Below are 17,076 nucleotides of genomic sequence, written 5' to 3'. Positions count from 1 at the left end.
CACGAACCGTTGGACGTCGTAGTGACCGGAGGGGCCGGGTTCATCGGAGCGAACCTGTGCCGTGAACTGACCACCCACCCATCCATCGGCAGGGTCTTCGCCCTGGACGATCTGAGTACCGGTACAGCGGCCAATCTCGCGGGTACGGACGTGGAGCTCATCGAGGGCAGCATCCTCGACCGCGACCTGCTCGAGGGCGTGGTGGCCGGGGCCGACGCCGTGGTCCACCTGGCCGCGCGGCCGTCCGTGCCGCGTTCCCTGGCGGATCCGTTCGCCAGCCACGAAGTCAACGCCACCGGAACCATGCGCGTCCTCGAAGCGTGCCGCCGCGGAAACACCCACCTGGTCGCCGCGTCCTCGTCGTCCGTGTACGGCTCGGTCGCCGACCTGCCCAAGCACGAGGGCCTGCCGACGCGTCCCCTCAGCCCGTACGCCGCCAGTAAGCTCGCCACCGAGGCCTATGCGCTCGCCTACGGATCGGCATTCGGCCTTCCGACCCTCGTTTTCCGCTTCTTCAACGTCTACGGCCCGCTACAGCCTGCCGGACACGCCTACGCAGCCGTCGTTCCGGCCTTCATCGACGCCGCGCTGCGCGGTCAGCCGCTGACGGTCTTCGGCGACGGCCACCAGACCCGCGACTTCACCTACGTCGGAACGGTCGCCCGGGTACTCGCCGGCGCCGTCCTGCGCAAGGTCACGAGCACGAGCCCCGTCAACCTGGCCTTCGGCACCCGGATCAGCGTCCTGGAGCTCGCCCATCACCTCGCCAAGACGCTGGAGTTGGCGATCGACGTCCGCCACGAGGATCCCCGCCGCGGCGATGTGCGCGACTCGCAGGCCGACGACGGGCTGCTCCGTGGTCTCTTCCCGGGTCTCGCGGCGGTTCCGCTGGAGGAGGGGCTGACCGAGACCGTCCGGTGGTTCCGCTCCCTGCCGGCGTACGCGTAGCGGAGCCTATGTGCGGCCTCGCGGGCGGGACTCAGTGGTCTGCGCCGCAGGCCGCGCCGACCGCGTGGACGCGGGGGTCGTTCCCCACCGGACCCCGCCCGGCCTGGACGTCCGGATCCGGCATCGACCGGGTGAGGCACCTCAGCACGATGAACCAGCCGGCCGTGCTCAGGACCGTCAGGCCCAGATTTCCCCATGCCCAGGCCAGCGTCCTGCCCGACGCACCGGCACAGAAGTGGATGACGCAGGCCAGCAGCCCGAGCTGACAGACACCCTCGGCGGTGAGGAAGACCAGCCTGACACCGGGGAAGCCCAGAGCCGAGGGCAGGACCTTGGACCAGATCGCCGTGCCACGCAGCGCGGCCCCCGCCAGCATCACCACCGCCGCCGTGGACAGGATCGTGTACTGGGCGCCGTACATCAGGCCGATCAGCAGGCCGAGGAGGGAAACCGCGACCACCACCGCGACCAGTCCGACGGCGCCGACGAGTGCACTGCAGCGGTGGACGTCGCCCATCACCGCCTTCCGGCGCCCATGGGCTCCGGCCCGAGCAAGACGCGGGTAGAGCTGCGACGCCACCGGGTTGACGACGCTCCCGAAGAGACGGCCCGGAGCGCCGGCGATTTTCAGGTACGTCACCAGGGTGGGGCCCCCGAGCAGTCCGGCCAGGAGAGAGACGCCACTGTCTGAGGCCAGGGAGACGGATTGGGTCGCCGAACTCTTCACCAGGAAGGGCAACAGGCCCGCCGGCATCGGAGCGGGGCCCTCGGCGGGAGGGCCGCACGCCTGCCTCACCTGCCGCCCGGCGATCACGGTGACGGATACGGTGGAAACCAGGCCGGTGATCACGGTGGCCAGCAGGTAGCCGACCGTGCCGGCCGTCATCAATGCCGCCAGCGTCACCAGGAAGCCGAAGACGGCGAGCACCACGCGGATCACTCCGAGCCGCTCAAGCCGGTCGGAGATCGCGAAACCGACCGATGCACTGCCCCAGGGCGTGGCCGCTCCTGCCGCCAGCACGGCAAGCACGAGCAGCGACAGCCGTTCTGCGGGGATCCATCCCAGGGCCGCGGCGGCCAGCGCCGCCGCCACGCCCAGGACCGTGGCCAGCAGCCCGGCCCCGATGTCCAGCCGGAGAAGCCGGCAGTACAGCCGGGTTCCGTGACCGGCGCCGCGACGTTGTTCCATGGGAACGAACCGTTGCTGCGCGTCCTCGAAGCGCGGATCCCACAGCAGGAACCAGACCGCTGCCATGGCCTGGGTCAGCAGCACCTCCCCCGCCGCAGTGCTGCCGACCAGCCGGACCAGTGTGACGGTGGTGGCGAACGAGAATGCCGCCTCGATCTGACTGGCGGCGGTGAGCGAGCAGAAGGTCCTCAGATGCCGCTGCCAGGGCAGTCGCCTCGCCCAGCGCCTCACCCAACTCCCGGGGTGCGCCCCGGTACCTGTGGCATCCAGTGCCGCCGCCGTTGGCGGTGTACCTCTCACCTGCTGCTGCACCTCCTCGTCAGTCGGAGCGGGTGGCGGGCATCGGTTGCCTCTCTGCCACAACCGTCCCACGGCCCGTGCGACTTGGCGAAGTCGTCCCGACCTCGGCGGAGCAGGAGGATCCGGCCGGCCCGGATCCTCCCCGGCCGGAGAAGGGCGCGGACGCGCACGGGTCAGAGGACCTCGACATGCTCGCCCCGGCAGCGATTCCGCGTGTCGAAAACGTAGGCACCGGCCTCTTCGACGAGTGCGTAGTCGAAGGCATCGTGATCGGTTGCCACGACGACCACGTCGGCTGCCCGGACCTCCGCCTCGGTGAGTTCGACCCGGGTGATCTGCGGGGGAACGAGGTACGAGTCGGTGTGCGGCTCCACTACCACCAGCCGGGCGCCGAGGGCGAGCAGCGACCCGGCGAGGGCGAGGGCCGGCGACTCACGGATGTCACCCGTGTTCTTCTTGTAGGCCAGACCGAGTTGCAGCACGCGCGAGCCCTTGACCGACTTCCCGCGTTCGTTCAGTCCGCGGGTGATCCGCCAGACGGCGTGGGACGGCATGCGGTCGTTGATCTCGTTGGCCAGGGCGATGAATCGGAGGTCCTGTTTCAGCAGCCGCTTGACCTGCCACGACAGATAGGACGGGTCCACCGGCAGACAGTGTCCGCCCACGCCGGGACCGGGTCGGAACGGCATGAAGCCGAACGGCTTGCTGCTGGCGGCCTCGATGGCCTCCCAGATGTCGGCCCCCAACTGGCGCGAGACCATGGCCATTTCGTTGACCATCGCAATGTTGACGTGCCGATAGGTGTTCTCCAGCAGCTTGGTCAGCTCGGCGGTCCGGCACGAACTCACCGGCACGGTCTGCTCCACGATGTCGGCGTAGAATCTTTCGATGCTGTCCAGGGACGCGGGATCGATCCCGGAGGTCACCTTGGGCGTGTTCTCCAGGCGCCAGTCGGGGTTGCCCGGATCGATGCGCTCGGGGCTGTAGCCCAGGTGGAAATCTGCTCCGGCCCTCAGTCCGCTGCCCGCTTCCAGCAGCGGAAGCAGCAGGCTCTCGGTCGTCCCGGGATACGTGGTGGACTCGAGAATCACGGTGGCGCCGGGTGAGATGTGCGGGGCGATGCTCCGACCGGCGCACTCCACGAAACTCAGATCGGGGACGCCCTCGCGCAGGGGTGTCGGCACCGTGATGACGCATACGTCGAAACCGTCGATCCCGTCGTAGTCGGTGGCGGCACGGAAGTGGCCGCTGTCCGTGATGGCCATGAGGCGCGCGTCGTCGACGCCTTCGATATAGGAGTCGCAGCCGCCCAGGCGTTTGACACGCAACTCGTCGGTATCCACGCCGACGACGGAATATCCAGCCTCGACCGCCCGGATGGCCAGGGGAAGGCCTACGTAGCCCAGGCCTACGACGATCAGGTTGCGCCTGTCGGCGACGCTGTTCTGACGCACCCTCATCACTCCGATTTTTTTGGGGACTCGGCATATGCCAACGCCCATTGACGCATGCGCGGCAGCTCCGACCCGCATCTTCGGGATGTGTCCGACCGTCATCACCCTGATTCAGTAACGGGAGACTCGCCGAGCGTTCCGTCATCACCTGACGAGGTTCCGATCTCCGCTATTCATCGCATAGGTGAACATTGGCTCGGCGCCGTGATCGAGCTCACCGAAACCGCGACCCCACCACCCGAACCGGAGTGACGCCGCACATGGATCGTTGTTCGAAGTACCTGGTAACCGGCGGAGCCGGCTTCATCGGCTCCCATCTCGTGGACGCACTGCTGGCCGACGGAAACAGCGTGGTGGTCCTCGACAACCTCACCACCGGACGGCACGAAAACCTCACCCAGGCGCAGGCGAACCCGCGCTTCCGCTTCGTCCACGGATCCGTTCTGGATGCGCCGCTCGTCGACGAGCTGGTGCAGGAATGCGAGATTGTCATCCATTTGGCTGCCGCCGTAGGGGTCAAACTCATCGTGGAGCAGCCGTTGAGGTCGTTCATCACGAACACAAAAGGCACCGAGACCGTCATCGAGTCCGCGCAGCGCCACGATCGTAGGATTCTCATCGCCAGCACCTCGGAAATCTACGGGAAGAATTCCTCCGGACCGCTCAGCGAGACTTCCGACCGTATCCTGGGCAGCCCGTCCGTGGCCCGGTGGTCGTACAGCACCGCCAAGGCGGTGGACGAGGTCATGGCCTGCCTCTACCACCGGGAGCGAGGGCTGAGGTCGACCGTGGTCCGGTTCTTCAACACCGTGGGACCCCGCCAGAGCCCGGCGTACGGCATGGTCATTCCGCGGTTCGCCCGGCAGGCAGTCTTCGGGGAACCCCTCACGATCCATGCGGACGGCCACCAGAGACGCTGCTTCCTGCACGTCGCCGACGCCGTCGCGGCGCTGCTGCTCCTGCTGGAACACCCCGAGGCGGTGGGAGAGACCTTCAACATCGGCGTGCACGACGAGATCAGCATCCTCGAGCTCGCCAACCGGATCATCGCCGAGACCGGAAGCGTCTCACGGGTGGAACACCTTTCGTACGCAGACGCATACGGAGCGGACTTCGAGGACATGGAACGACGAGTCCCCGACACCACGAAACTCCGCGCACTGACGGGCTGGCAGCCCCGGCACGGCCTGGCCGACGTGCTCGCCGACGCGATCGCCGACGCCCGTGCGGCAGTGCGCGAGACCCCGTCGGGACATGTGCCGGCCCCCCCGGAGCCACGTCTCCCCGGGACCGGCGGGCCCGTCCCCAAAGCCGCTGTGGCGGGACGGTGAACGGCATCAGCGCGGTGCTGCCGATGGCGGGAGCAGGCGCGGCGGCCCTTCTACTGACGGAACCCATGCGGCGTTTCGCCCTGCGCCATGGGATCACCGACCGTCCCAGCGCCCGTAAGTCGCACACTCGGCCCACGCCCTATCTCGGCGGTGTCGCCGTCGCGCTCGCCACCCTTGCCGTGGCTACGACCGTCGCGCTCGCCCGGGGTGTCTTCGACCCGGTTCTCGCGGTGCTGCTCGGCGGCGCGGCCATCGTGTGCGTCCTCGGGCTCATCGACGATCTGCGTCAGCTGGGGCCGAAGATCCGGCTGTGCGTCGAGACGTCGGCCGCCACGATGGTGGTAGTGGTAGGGGGGCATCCGAGCGTCCTCGGCGGAACGGTCGACGTCGTGCTTGCCGTCCTGTGGATCGTCTTCGTCACGAACGCATTCAACCTGCTGGACAACATGGACGGCGCAGCGTCATCGCTGTGTGTCGTCATCGGAGGATTCGTCTGCCTGACTGCCCCGGCAGGCGATCTGAACGGCCTGGGTGTGGTGATGGCGGCCCTGGCCGGGGCCTGTCTCGGTTTCCTGTTCCACAACAGGCATCCGGCACGGATCTTCCTCGGTGACGCGGGCTCACTCTTCCTCGGCTTCACGCTGGCCTCCGCGATGACGGTGTGCCACGGTGACGCCGCAGGCCTGTCCGGACCCACGAGTCTCCTGCTCGCCACCTTGGTACCGACGCTGGACACCGCGCTGGTGATGCTCTCCCGCTACCGGGAGTCGAGGCCCCTGCTGCAGGGCGGCACGGACCATACCGCCCACCGGTTGCGGCGCATGGGCTTGACGGTGCCGCAGGTGGTCCAGACGCTCAGCGCCTTCGCCGTGGTGGGCTGCCTGTCCGCGATGCTGGTGACCTACGGGTTGCTGGCTCCCGGCATCGCGCTCCTCGCCGCCTGCGCCGTGGGGATCGGGGCGTTGCGGCTGCTGCTCAAAGTCCCCGCCTCGTCCACCGCTTCGCCGCGCGTCGCGATCCCGGCCCTGGCCGACGGGGGTGCCCGTACGGCGCTCCGGTGGAGACTCGGTGATGGGGCCAGACTCCGCCCCAGGGCAGTCCGGCCGACGGGTGTACCGCACTCACGGGAAGCCACGAACGCCGCCGCGTTGTCCCCGACAGCGGGCTCTCTGGTGGCACCACAGTGATGCCGTAGAAGAGGCGACATTCGGGTGAGGCTCCCAGGAAAGACGCGACGACCGGGGCGAGGCCTTGTGTCCGGGCGCCACTCAGCACCTACGGTGCTGAACCGCGACGGCGCAAGGCCTCGTCGTTATCGGAAGGCGACTCGATGGCCATGACGCGTATCTGCGAAGTGATCAAGACCCTCGACGTCGGCGGTGCCGAGGTCCTTCTGGTCGAACGCCTGCGCAGGGCACCCCGGTCCGACCGTGACTACACCGTGGTCTTCCTCCAAGCCGAGACGGAGGAGCTGGTGGATGCACTCCGGGACTGCGGAGTAAGACTCGTCGATCTCCGGTCCTGTCCGCGGAGGCTGCGCTACCTCGGGCTGCTCCGTGCCGTGCGGCGCTTGGCTCCGGACGTGGTGAATGTTCACTCCCCGTTGCCCGCCGCGGTGCTGCGCCCCGCTCTGCGCCTGATGCGCCCGCGCCCGGTACTGATCTCGACAGTGCACTATGTGCGGTGTCACCCGCTGACGAGGCTGCTCGAACGGCCGACGCGGCGCCTTGATGATCTGACGGTGGCCGTCTCACCACAGGTAGCCGCCTCCGGATCCGTGCGGGGCGCTCGTCGGGTCCGTACGCGCATCCACGGGGTGGACGTGGCCGCTCAGCGCAGCTGGGCGCAACGATCGGCCCAGGTTCGGGAGGAGTTCGGTATCCCGGCGGAGGCCTTCGTGATGGCTTTCGTGGCCAACTTCCGTCCAGTGAAGAACCACGCGATGCTGGTCGAAGCAGCCGCTCTGGTACTCGAGCAGCGTCCTGACGCGCTGTTCGTCCTGGCCGGGGACGGCCCTCTGCGCGAGCAGGTGCTCGCGGACATCCACCGGCGCGGACTACAGGACCGGATGCCGTATCTGGGACGGATTCAGCAGGCTGGCCGGCTGGTGGCGGCTGCCGACACCCTGGTCCTGGCATCCCACTACGAAGCGATGCCCGTGGTGGTGATGGAGGCACTGGCATCCGCCGTGCCGGTGGTGGCCACCAGGGTAGGGGGAATCCCCGACCTGGTCCGCGACGGCGACAACGGCATCCTCGTCCAGCCCGGTTCACCGCAACGGCTGGCGGAAGGCATCCTGCGCGCCATGCGGCCCGAGGTTCATTGCGCGCTCGCCGCCCGAGCGCTCGCCGACACCACCTCGGTGGACGTCGCCTCCACCGCCGCCTGGTTCGACAAGGTCTACGCCGCCTTGGCGAGCGGAGCCCGGGAAAGCTGAGGAGAAGCCGTCTGGGCATCGGTCACCGCTGCCTTCTCAAGTGCCCGCCGTCAGTCGCCGCACGCCGAGTGGGACTCCACATGGGCCCGCAGCGGTGTGACCAACGGCTGGCGCCACAGCACGGGCGCACGGTCACTGACCGGCTCCAGGAGCCGGAGCATCAGGGTGCGGGTGCGCTGCGCGGGCAGTTCCAGGTCCATCGTGTAGACCGGGTGTCGGCGTTCCTCGCCGATGCCCGCCAAGACGGTCCGACCGTCGAGGGTCGCACCGGTGAGCTGTGCGCCCGTGCTGGCGTAATAGGAGAGCAGCACCCGGTTGTCTCCCGGCCGGACGGGGTAAGCCGGCTTGTCGCCTCGCTGGGTGACGTAGGAAGGAAGCCCCGACCGTGGCGCCCGGTTGGTGAGAGCGATCCGCACGGTGACGATTCGGCCTTGTGGCGTACAGCGGCCCGGAACCAAGCTCAGCTCTCGATCGAGGTAGTAATCCAGCTTCCCGCCCGCCGCGTTGTTGACGACGAGTCCGGCGAAGGGGCCGGTCTCCTGGGGAAACACGCCGCTCAACGGACGTGTCGACAGGAGACGTTGCTCGTTCTCCCGGGCGCTCCACACCTTCAGCCGTCCTGTCGCCGCGTCACCGTACGCTGCCTTGAGCAGTCCGGGAATCCGGCGCGGATCGTGGAAGGCCTCCACCAGGGTGGTGACGGCCGTGCGCGCCACGTCGAGGAGGAAAGCCTTGCGCCGCGCGTCGTCCAAGTGGCGTGCGTAACCCGTGCGCTCCGTCAGATCCAGCACGTTGTCGCCGGTGAGCACCGAGCCGTCGGACAGTCGTCCCGGGCCCGACGCTCGCAGCAATCGGCCCAAGGTGGCGGGGTCCAGGGCAATGACCCCGTCCACCCTCTGGCCGCTGCGCTGGCGCCAGGTTGCCGCCCAGATACGGGCGGCGTAGGGGAAATGCGGGCTGAGATTGGAGTTGGCCCAGAAGCGGGTGGGCTTGTACTGGGCGTAGCGGGCGGTGTATTCGGCTCCCAGGTCGACCGTGGGACTGCCACCCGTCACCCTGTCGTCATTGCCGAAGGTCTCGAAGTGCAGTTGTCCCCGTTCGGCGGTGAGCACGGCGAAGGCCCCCGGCATGCCGCCGGTGCCGCGGGCTTCCGCCGTGTTCTGGACGCCGACGAAATACCGTCGAGGACCCTGTTCCCCCAGCATCGCCGGCAGCACACGGGCGGCCACTGCGGCATCGGACGTGACGGGGGCGATCCGGTCGAGCAACCCCAACAGTTGCGTGCGCGCGTGGTCGGCCGCCGGCAACCAGGTGGTACGGGGAAGACGGTCGGCCTCCGCGCGCGTCTCGGCGACCGCCCGCGCCGCCCGTTCGAGAGCCGGAGCCTTGCCGCCGAAGGCGGACAGCAGCGCTCCCCTACCGCCCTCACGGGAGCCATCTGCGAGTTCGGGAGCGATGCGCACGAACGGCGGAAGTACGTCGTGAGTCAACCGGTCGGCGGCGCTCGCCGCGCCGCGAACCGTTTCCGCGGGGCGGCCGAAGAACGGCACCTGCGCGAAGAGATACCAGGCGGGTCCGGTGGTCAGGCGATGCGCCCGGTCGGCGTGCCCCGCCGCAGAGCTCATCGCTGCCTCCGAGGCAGCGTTCCCCGTCGTATCCGCGACCGAGTGCCGCAGCGTATCCAGCGACCGCTGAGCGGCCAGCAACTCCGTCCGGGCAAGTAGACCGGTGCCCACGATCCAGCCCGCTAGGGCAAGACACAGGGCGGCGGCGGCCGACAGCACGTGCCGGGCACGAGGCCGTGGGAATCGGCGGCTCGCCGGCTCCGTCCTTGGAGACCGCCCCGTGTTCTCGATGAATTCGAGACGCTCACGCAGGTGTCGCAGCCACACGGAGAACTCGGTGATCAATGGTTTTCGAGCCACGAGGCTGCTCCACCCACGCCGCCTCCGGGTGGGACCACTCCTGTCGCCCTGCGAAGAGCGTGGCCGGGCCAGTCGCCCGGACGAGGGGACACGGCGACGGCAGCCCAGGCTGTGCCGGCCGCCCGCGCGCCACGCCACATCGACGACGTCGCCAAATTCTCCACGCTCCTTACATGAGTCAGGGCCAGAACCGACGGGGCAAATTGGCTCTACACACCCATACATGTCGCTGGGTAGCGTCCGATAACGCCTTGGAATACCCGAATCACTGGATGGCCCAATAATTCATACCGAGGTGTTGGCCTCCTATGAGCCAGCCCCACGGTAAGGGCGGCTCGGTATTCGCGTTCGTAGTCGATCGGGCTCTTGGAGTCGAACGCTTCGCTGACGGCCTCGTAGAAGTACGACCCGACGCGGCCCATGGACGAGAAGTCGCCCAGGTTGCAGCAGGCCGTACGCCCCGCTCGCTCCCTCCCGGCTGGCTGCCGGAAGGGAGCGAGGGGGCGTATGGGGTCGGGTCAGCGGGTGCTCGTGCGCCGGCGCCGGTGGAGCACTGCGGCTCCGCCCGCGAGGGCGAGTGCCATGCCGGAACCGCCGGCAAGGAGCAGGGTGGAGGACGAGGCGTCGTCCGCCTTGAGTTGGGGGCTGTAGCCGCTGGAGTAGCCCTTGGTGGCGTACTCCGAGCCGGGGAGCTTGTCGGCGTAGCGGGCCTTGACCAGTTTCTGGTAGTCGCTGAGCGACACCGATGCCTGGCCGCCCAGTCCTTGCCGGGCCTGGTCGTTGAGGGGCTCGACGGTGAGGAGCTTGAGTTGGTACCAGCCGCGGATCTGCGGCTCGGTGAAGACCAGTGTGCCCACGGTGGCCTTGCTGGCGTACGTGGCGTCGCTGTCGCCGTCGCGCACGGCCGCCAGGTGCCAGCCGCCGCCCTGGGTGGGGGCGAGCATGACGGTGGCGTTGCGGCCGTTGACGGTGGTGCTCAGCGAGGAGACCAGCTGCGTCAGCTTGATCGCCTCGGTGGGCAGTGGCTGGACGGTGCCTGCGACGAACCCGGGGGTGATCTCGTTCCGTGCCACTGGGTCCTTGATCGTGAAGACCGGGAGGCCCTGGCACGGCTCGGCCGTTTCGGGGATCGTCTCCACCGGCCCACCAGCGCCGCCGCTGGGCACCGGAGTGCGCAGGAAACGACAGACGGCGTTGCGGACCTCGGTGGACTTCACCGCGTTGAGGGCGGCCTGGTAGTCGGGGATGTCGGCCGGGAGAGGGTCCTTGGCCGGGACCGCGTGCGTCGGACCGACGACGGACAGCAGCGCGGATGCACTCACTGCGATGACGATGGACAGACGGGAGAAGCGAGAGGCCGCCCGCTTGCCGGAGGTTTTGGTGCCGCTGCGTCTGGGCCATATAGGGGACTTACAGCGAATTGGCCCCCTACTGATTAGCCGGTAACCGTCGTGGAGCGTCACCAACCCTTCGGCGGTGGGCTGCTCCAGAGCGGACCACGAGGCACACGGTTCGGTGGTCAGCCCTCCACACCGTCGCCCGGTCTGCCCCCTGCGCCGTCCCCCGCGCCGCCCCTCGGCCCGTCCGCCGGTTTCCCGGGAGCGAGCCGGTCGACCACTTCGGCCAGATCCTCGCACACCTGCTCGATCCTCAGGCGGATGTTGTCCTGCTCGGTCACCAACGCGGACAGCAACAGCCCGGTCAGGGCCGCCGAGCCGTTGAGCGCCTGGAGGTTGACCATGATCTCGAACAGCGTGTGGTCCGCGAACGGTCCGGCGCGATCGGTCGCCGCCACGATGGACAGCACGGACACGATCAGGACGCACGGAGCACTCCCGGGGAGTTGGAAGCGCACGGCGGACCAGATCAGCAGCGGGAAGACGAGGAAGAGCACCGAGAGGGAACTCCTGGTGGCCGCCAGGGTGACGACCCCGACGGCGACCATCAGCGTCGCCGCCTCGGCGGCGCGGTAGGGGTCCTGCGGCATCCGGACCCTGGGCAGGACGAGCAGCAGCGGCGTCACTACGAGCACCCCCATCGCATCGCCGGCCCACCACGCCGACCACACCGGCCAGAACTCGCTCGGCGGCAGGTCGCCGGTGGCCACCAACACCCCGGTGCCGACGGACGAACTGATGAGCATCGGCAGCAGCCCGCCCAGGAAGACCAGGGCCAGGCCGTCCCGCAGCCGGTCCATTTCGCTACGGAATCCCACCCGGCGGAGCAGCAGGTACGCGCACACCGGGGCGAGGGTGTTCCCCACGACGATCCCGATGCCGGAGGGCTGGAAGCCGCTGATGCCAGCGATGGACAGGTACGTGCCGAGCGCGATCCCGGGCCAGACCCGCAGCCCCATCCACAGCAGGGCGGCCACCGCGATACCGGTGGGCAGCCACAGGGGCGTGACCTGCGCATCCTCGACGGGCACGCGCAGCAGGAGGCCGACCCGTCCCGTCGCGTAGTAGGCGCCGGCGACAGCGAGGATCCCGAGAAGAGTTCCGGTCAGACGTCGCCATTCCTCGGTGCGCACCACAGCATCAGACAACAAGCGCCGCCTCCGCACGGAGCGTGACACGCACTACCAGGGCGCGGGGCCCGCCGCGTCATGGCTGAGGACCAGCACCGCCGCGTCGTCCGCGTGGCCGGTGGAGTCGGCCACCTTCATGATCTCGGCGGCGATCTCGTCGGGGTCGGCTCCCGCTGTCTCCCGCACGACCCGGACCACCCGGGCCAGCCCGACGTCGATCGGGAACGACGGCCCTTCGACCACGCCGTCGGTCAGGAGGGCGATGGATCCCGCCTGGTCCAGCTTGCGCCGGGTCACCGCGTAGCCCTCGCCGGCCTGCACGCCCAGCGGCATCCCGCCCTCGTCGTCGGTCACGCCGTACCGGCCGTCGACCGTGGCCCAGACGCTGGGGACGTGTCCGGCCCGGGCGCTCTCCAGCTCCCAGGTCTCGGGGTCGAAGCGGAGCAGGGTACAGGTCGCGAAGAGTTCGCAATCCATCGAGAGCAGGACGTCGTTGGCCCGGCTCAGCACCTCCCCCGGATCGACGATGACGGTGGACACCGCGCGCAGACCGACGCGGACCTGTCCCATGAAGGCGGCGGCCTCGACGTCATGGCCCTGGACGTCGCCGATGGAGAAGGCGAGCGAACCTTCGGGCAGCCGGAAGCCGTCGTACCAGTCGCCGCCGATGTCCAGACCGTGCCGGGCGGGCGCGTACCGGGCGGCGGTGCGCAGACCCGGGACGGCGGGCAGCGAGCTCGGCAGCATCTCGCGTTGCAGGGCCTCGGCCAGTTCCACCCGGGCCTGCTGCAGTTCGGCGCCCGCACGGGCCCGCTCGGTGAGCCGTCCCAGCGTGGCCAGCAGGTCGTCGGCGCTCACCGACCGCGGAGTGCGGCGCGGGGTCACGGGCCGCTCCCGGGTGCACTCATATGTCCCTGCTCTCGGCTCTCGGCTCTCGCTGCACTGTGCCCCAAAGACCCGGTTCATCATATTTCCACCCCTCTACGGGCGCTACAGGTGCGGTCCGCGCACCCGGGGGCCTCGCCGACCGCTCCGGGGGGCCGCGGCCCGGCTGCACGGCCCACGGGGCAACGGCGCCGGTCAGCCGACCACAGGGCGTGAGCTATGTTTGAAGAAGAGTGACAGGAGAGGGAGGCCCACCGGTGTCATCGGGGCAGCAGGCACGGGCACAGGCGGCTGCGATCACGCCGAGTGGGCAGGCACCGCCGGTCCACGAGCGCGCCCCCGGCGACCGGGTCCGCGCCCTGTTCGACGGCCACCGGCTCTCCCCGGGGCAGCGGCGGATCGCCCAGTACCTGATCGACCACCTCACCGAGGCCGCGTTCCTCTCGATCACCGAGCTCGCGGAGCGGGTCGGGGTCAGCCAGCCGTCGGTGACACGTTTCGCCACCTCCCTCGGATTCAGCGGGTACCCGGCCCTGCGGGACGCGCTTCAGCCGATGGCGCTGAGCGCGGTGGCGGGCTCACCGGAGACCCGCGAGCAGTTCCGCCGCAACGAGCTCCAGGCGGCCGTGGACGCCGAGATCGTGAACTTGGAGAACGTACGGCGGCTGCTGGCCGACACCGATCAGGTGCTGGACATCGGCCGCGAGCTGGCCCGCTCGGTGCCGCTGACCGTCCTCGGGCTGCGGATCTCGGTCTCCCTCGCGGAGTACTTCGCGTACGCGGCACGGCGCATCCACCCCGACGTCCGACTGGTGACACGTGGCGGCAGCGTCGCCTATGACGCCCTCCTACAGTCCGGGGCGGCGGGCGGCACCTGGGTGCTGGCGTTCGCCATGCCCCGGCACGCCAAGGAGACCCTGGGGGCCCTCAAGGCCGCCCGCAGCGCCGGGCTGAAGATCGCGCTGATCACCGACACGACCTTGGGTCCGCTGGTGGACGAGGCGGACGTGGCGCTGACCGCCGGGACCGGGGCGCGGCTGGTTTTCGACTCGTACGCGGCTCCGGGGATGCTCTCCGCAGCCTTGTTGCAGGCGATGGCCGACGCCGATCCGGAGCGGACCCAGGCGCGGCTCGAAGGGTACGAGCAGGTCGCCGACCAGCACGGATTCTTCCTGTAAGACCGATTTTCAACCGGTACGGAACGGTCCACTTTCATGCCAGGTGAGCGCATGTAATTTTTCATTCTCTTGTTTACTCGACGGTATATATGTTTACTAAGCAGCGCGCCGGATCGCACGGACGCCAGGAGAGCGACCCCACGCCCTCCCAGACAGACACTCGTACGGGATGCTCCTCCTCACGTCCCGCCTGGGTGCCAGTCCCGGCACCTCGATCCACCAGAGCGCTCGAGGCGGCCTCGGTCAACCCCTGGGCCGAGGCCGCCCCACCCACGTCTCGATCAGAGTTCGACACCACTCGGAAGCGACGAGAATGCGCCACACGGCCTCTACCACGCTCAGCCCGGACTGGCCCTGCCAGGTCAAGACCCCCGGTACGCACGACTGGGAACGCACGGCCATGCGCTGGCTGCGGGATCTGCTCCCGGCCCGCTACGGCAGCTACTCGACGCTGACCCGCAGCCCCGTCCTCCTCTCCCGGCACGCCCAGCTCCAGCTCCAGCACGAGATGCGCGCGGTTCGGGTCGCGCTGGAGACCAGCCGGGCCGAGCTGCCCTCGATGGGCGTGGCCGAGTCCGTCATCGAGAACTCGATCCGGATGTACGCCGTCGAACTCCAGCAGCTGGGCCGACTCTCCCGCGCGGTACGCCTCGTCAGCGACGCGCTGCGCGTCACACCCAGTTGACCTGCGCGCGGCGCAGCAGGGGATCATCCACGAGCTCCCACAGCGGGACCGCGTAGTTGCCGAACCCGTAGCGGCCGCCGTAGTGCAGGCCGAGGACGCGGTGGTCGACCAGGTCGAGGACCGGGGAACCGCTGTTGCCGCCCAGCGTCGAGCAGTCGTGCTTCACCGTGAGCTCGCCGGGAACCAGCCCCGTCGTCGTACCGGGCTGAAGGCGCTTCACGTTGTACACGTCCATGAAGATGCGCCGCATGGCCTCCGGTTCGTTGCGGCGGCCGTCCTCCGCCGGGTAGCCGATCACGTACACCGGCCGTCCGGGCACGTCGGCCGGTGGATCGGCAGCCACGGCCAGCGGGGTCGTCGAACTCGGCCCGGCCCGGGTGGTGTCCACCCGCAGCAGGGCCATGTCCACCTCGGGGTGGATCCCGACCACTTCGGTGACCGCGCATTCGAGCGAGCCGTCGCCGGGCACGGCGGCCAGTTCCTCGGCCAGGTCGACGCGGGCGCTCATGCCGGGCCGGAAGGACCAGCCGGCACCGTCACCGAGGGCGAACTCGGCCGCCACGTGGCGGTTCGTCATCACAACGTCGGGGCCGACGAGGAAGGCGGTGCCCAGCCAGTCCAGGCTGGTGTGACCGGTGACCTCCACCCGGCCCACGCGGGCGATCGACGCCCGGATCCCGGCGCGCTGACCGTCGAGCACCGCCCAGTCCCCCTGCTGCGAGGGAAAGTCCTGGCCCTGGATCAACAGGGCGGGCCGACCTTCGAGGAGGACGATCGCCTCGACGCCGAAGTACTCTTCGTCGTCGACCTCGTCCGCCCGGCCGGCGGCCAGCTTCTCCAGCCCGGTGACACCCGCGCTGAGCACCCTCGCCCTCTCCTGCCGGGCGAACTCACCGATCTGCCCGGCCGGGGCCCGATCCGCCGGAAGGTCCTGCGAGGACTCGGGGACCTCCGCGTCCAGCTGCCGACGCACCCGTTCGGCGACCTCGCCAAGGTTCCCGAAGACCTGCTCGGGACCGGTCGCCACCGGTGAACCACCGCGCATCTCACGCCACCTCCGCCCGACTCTGCTCCGGCGCAGGGGCCTGTGCCACCTGTGCCGCCGTGATCTCGGCATGGACCTCGGGGCTGTGCTCCCGCAGGTGCCGCATGACGCTGCTCATCTGCGTGCCAACGTTGACGAACGCGGTGTTCTTGCCCTGGAAGCTGACGTCCTCGACGCGCCGCGTCCCTCGGTGCAGCGCGACGACCCTCCAGTCGTCGGTGAAGACCGGCGATCCGGAGGAACCGCCCCGGGTGTCGGTGAAGTAGCGCACGTCGTCCTCGTTCGCCTCGTAGACGAGGTTGTTGCGCAGGGCGACGCGCTTGGGCTGGCCGCCGGGATGCTGAATGATGTTGACCGCAACCGGCTCGTCGCGGACGACCGTCAGCGGTTCGGTGGCCACCCGCAGGGCGGGCCGCGGCGGCTCGTCGGCGAGCCGCACGATCGCGTAGTCGAGCGCCTCGTCCCAGGCGACCAGGCCGCTCGCGGCCACCTCCTCGGTCTCCGTCTCGTCGGCGCCGTAATCGAAACGCGAGCGCGAATGCTGCACCTGCAACTGGAGGTCCGCGGGATCCACGATGCCGCGATCGGTGGCGCTGCGGGTCCGGGCGTTCACCACGTGGTGGTTGGTGACGAGCAGGCCCGGCGCGATCAACCAGGCCGTACCCGAGTGCGGGAAGCCGTTCGGCTGGAGCGGGGCACCGGCCTGGTACGGGGGAACCTTGATCCGGGCGACCGACGTACCGGCCAGGTCGCCGCCGTGCAGGAACTCGAAGGGCACCGTGTCGTCCCGGTGGACGATCTCTTCCTTGGTCTCTCCGGTCGGCAGCCCGGCGGGAACGTCCGGCTCGCCGGCGGCGTCGCGCGCCACCGCGTCCAGGGCCCGCTGGAAGACGGCGAGCGGCCCCGCCTCAGCGGTCTGGGCGACGGCGTTGCGCAGCCAGATCTCCAGCGGTACCGATCCGTCGACGAGCCGCTCCACCCGGTTCATCTCGTTGAGGTCCGAGTGCACCTGCATGCCGGGGGCCGCCATCATCGGCAACGTCCCCCGGTACTTGGGCAAGATGCCGTCCAGGAGCAGCCGCCGGACCGAGGGGTCGGCCAGCCCGGTCTCCAGCGCGGCGTCGACCAGCCGGACGATTTCCTCGGAGGGGAGATACGCATCGCTCATACCG

14 protein-coding genes are annotated in these 17,076 nt (G+C 69.4%); 6 read left to right on the top strand and 8 right to left on the bottom strand.

Annotated features, from left to right (window positions below):
• Nucleotides 1-9 precede the first annotated feature (9 nt).
• Nucleotides 10-948 (top strand): NAD-dependent epimerase/dehydratase family protein, encoded by a 939-nt coding sequence (locus ABZZ20_RS02495; RefSeq protein ID WP_356865872.1) that lies wholly within the window; start codon nt 10-12, stop codon nt 946-948.
• A gap of 31 nt (nt 949-979) precedes the next feature.
• Here ABZZ20_RS02495 and ABZZ20_RS02490 read toward each other — a convergent pair whose 3' ends face one another.
• Together ABZZ20_RS02490 and ABZZ20_RS02485 are read right to left on the bottom strand one after the other, a co-directional pair.
• Nucleotides 980-2,368, bottom strand: a complete 1,389-nt coding sequence (locus ABZZ20_RS02490) for a hypothetical protein (RefSeq protein ID WP_356865870.1) — start codon at nt 2,366-2,368, stop codon at nt 980-982.
• A 242-nt stretch (nt 2,369-2,610) separates the two neighbouring features.
• Nucleotides 2,611-3,891, bottom strand: coding sequence for a nucleotide sugar dehydrogenase (locus ABZZ20_RS02485; protein WP_356865868.1), 1,281 nt, complete (start codon nt 3,889-3,891; stop codon nt 2,611-2,613).
• A gap of 260 nt (nt 3,892-4,151) precedes the next feature.
• Here ABZZ20_RS02485 and ABZZ20_RS02480 point away from each other — a divergent pair, with 260 nt between their 5' ends.
• The 3 genes from ABZZ20_RS02480 to ABZZ20_RS02470 all read left to right on the top strand — a co-directional run bounded on the left by ABZZ20_RS02480 (nt 4,152) and on the right by ABZZ20_RS02470 (nt 7,659).
• Nucleotides 4,152-5,222: a GDP-mannose 4,6-dehydratase gene (locus ABZZ20_RS02480; protein ID WP_356865866.1), complete on the top strand. Its 1,071-nt coding sequence runs from the start codon at nt 4,152-4,154 to the stop codon at nt 5,220-5,222.
• Nucleotides 5,219-6,409: an MraY family glycosyltransferase gene (locus ABZZ20_RS02475; protein ID WP_356865864.1), complete on the top strand. Its 1,191-nt coding sequence runs from the start codon at nt 5,219-5,221 to the stop codon at nt 6,407-6,409. Before ABZZ20_RS02480 ends, ABZZ20_RS02475 begins: the two co-directional genes overlap by 4 nt.
• 143 nt (nt 6,410-6,552) lie before the next feature.
• Nucleotides 6,553-7,659: a glycosyltransferase gene (locus ABZZ20_RS02470; RefSeq protein WP_356865862.1), complete on the top strand. Its 1,107-nt coding sequence runs from the start codon at nt 6,553-6,555 to the stop codon at nt 7,657-7,659.
• Between the two features lie 50 nt (nt 7,660-7,709).
• On the opposite strand, the gene ABZZ20_RS02465 is transcribed toward ABZZ20_RS02470, so the two are convergent.
• From ABZZ20_RS02465 to ABZZ20_RS02450, 4 genes are all read right to left on the bottom strand, one after another.
• The gene (locus ABZZ20_RS02465) at nt 7,710-9,284 is read right to left on the bottom strand and encodes a DUF4012 domain-containing protein (protein WP_356865860.1); all 1,575 of its coding nucleotides are present in this window, start codon (nt 9,282-9,284) and stop codon (nt 7,710-7,712) included.
• An 818-nt stretch (nt 9,285-10,102) separates the two neighbouring features.
• Nucleotides 10,103-10,906, bottom strand: coding sequence for a hypothetical protein (locus ABZZ20_RS02460; RefSeq protein WP_356865858.1), 804 nt, complete (start codon nt 10,904-10,906; stop codon nt 10,103-10,105).
• A gap of 197 nt (nt 10,907-11,103) precedes the next feature.
• Nucleotides 11,104-12,132 (bottom strand): MASE1 domain-containing protein, encoded by a 1,029-nt coding sequence (locus ABZZ20_RS02455; RefSeq protein ID WP_356865856.1) that lies wholly within the window; start codon nt 12,130-12,132, stop codon nt 11,104-11,106.
• Between the two features lie 30 nt (nt 12,133-12,162).
• Nucleotides 12,163-12,996 carry a PP2C family protein-serine/threonine phosphatase gene (locus tag ABZZ20_RS02450; protein WP_356865854.1) on the bottom strand — a complete coding sequence of 278 codons (834 nt, stop codon included), beginning with the start codon at nt 12,994-12,996 and terminating at the stop codon, nt 12,163-12,165.
• A gap of 257 nt (nt 12,997-13,253) precedes the next feature.
• Here ABZZ20_RS02450 and ABZZ20_RS02445 point away from each other — a divergent pair, with 257 nt between their 5' ends.
• Nucleotides 13,254-14,174 (top strand): MurR/RpiR family transcriptional regulator, encoded by a 921-nt coding sequence (locus tag ABZZ20_RS02445; RefSeq protein WP_356865852.1) that lies wholly within the window; start codon nt 13,254-13,256, stop codon nt 14,172-14,174.
• Nucleotides 14,175-14,487: 313 nt separating this feature from the next.
• Entirely contained in the window at nt 14,488-14,859 is a 372-nt protein-coding gene (locus ABZZ20_RS02440; RefSeq protein WP_356865850.1) for a hypothetical protein, read from the top strand.
• On the opposite strand, the gene ABZZ20_RS02435 is transcribed toward ABZZ20_RS02440, so the two are convergent.
• Both ABZZ20_RS02435 and ABZZ20_RS02430 read right to left on the bottom strand, forming a co-directional pair.
• Entirely contained in the window at nt 14,846-15,904 is a 1,059-nt protein-coding gene (locus ABZZ20_RS02435; RefSeq protein ID WP_356865848.1) for a serine protease, read from the bottom strand. The two genes, ABZZ20_RS02440 and ABZZ20_RS02435, sit on opposite strands and share 14 nt — an antisense overlap.
• A 1-nt stretch (nt 15,905) precedes the next feature.
• Nucleotides 15,906-17,072: a trypsin-like peptidase domain-containing protein gene (locus tag ABZZ20_RS02430; RefSeq protein WP_356865846.1), complete on the bottom strand. Its 1,167-nt coding sequence runs from the start codon at nt 17,070-17,072 to the stop codon at nt 15,906-15,908.
• Nucleotides 17,073-17,076 lie beyond the last annotated feature (4 nt).

The sequence above is a fragment of the Streptomyces sp. NPDC006430 genome, assembly GCF_040612395.1.
Lineage (GTDB): Bacteria > Actinomycetota > Actinomycetes > Streptomycetales > Streptomycetaceae > Streptomyces.
This window is presented reverse-complemented; position numbering and strand designations above follow the sequence as displayed.

Coding starts and splice junctions, on each gene's coding strand:
- ABZZ20_RS02480 (WP_356865866.1), top strand. CDS start 4,152: ATGGATCGTTGTTCGAAGTACCTGGTAACCGGCGGAGCCGGCTTCATC.
- ABZZ20_RS02470 (WP_356865862.1), top strand. CDS start 6,553: ATGGCCATGACGCGTATCTGCGAAGTGATCAAGACCCTCGACGTCGGC.
- ABZZ20_RS02465 (WP_356865860.1), bottom strand. CDS start 9,284: ATGAGCTCTGCGGCGGGGCACGCCGACCGGGCGCATCGCCTGACCACC.
- ABZZ20_RS02440 (WP_356865850.1), top strand. CDS start 14,488: ATGCGCCACACGGCCTCTACCACGCTCAGCCCGGACTGGCCCTGCCAG.
- ABZZ20_RS02435 (WP_356865848.1), bottom strand. CDS start 15,904: ATGCGCGGTGGTTCACCGGTGGCGACCGGTCCCGAGCAGGTCTTCGGG.
- ABZZ20_RS02430 (WP_356865846.1), bottom strand. CDS start 17,072: ATGAGCGATGCGTATCTCCCCTCCGAGGAAATCGTCCGGCTGGTCGAC.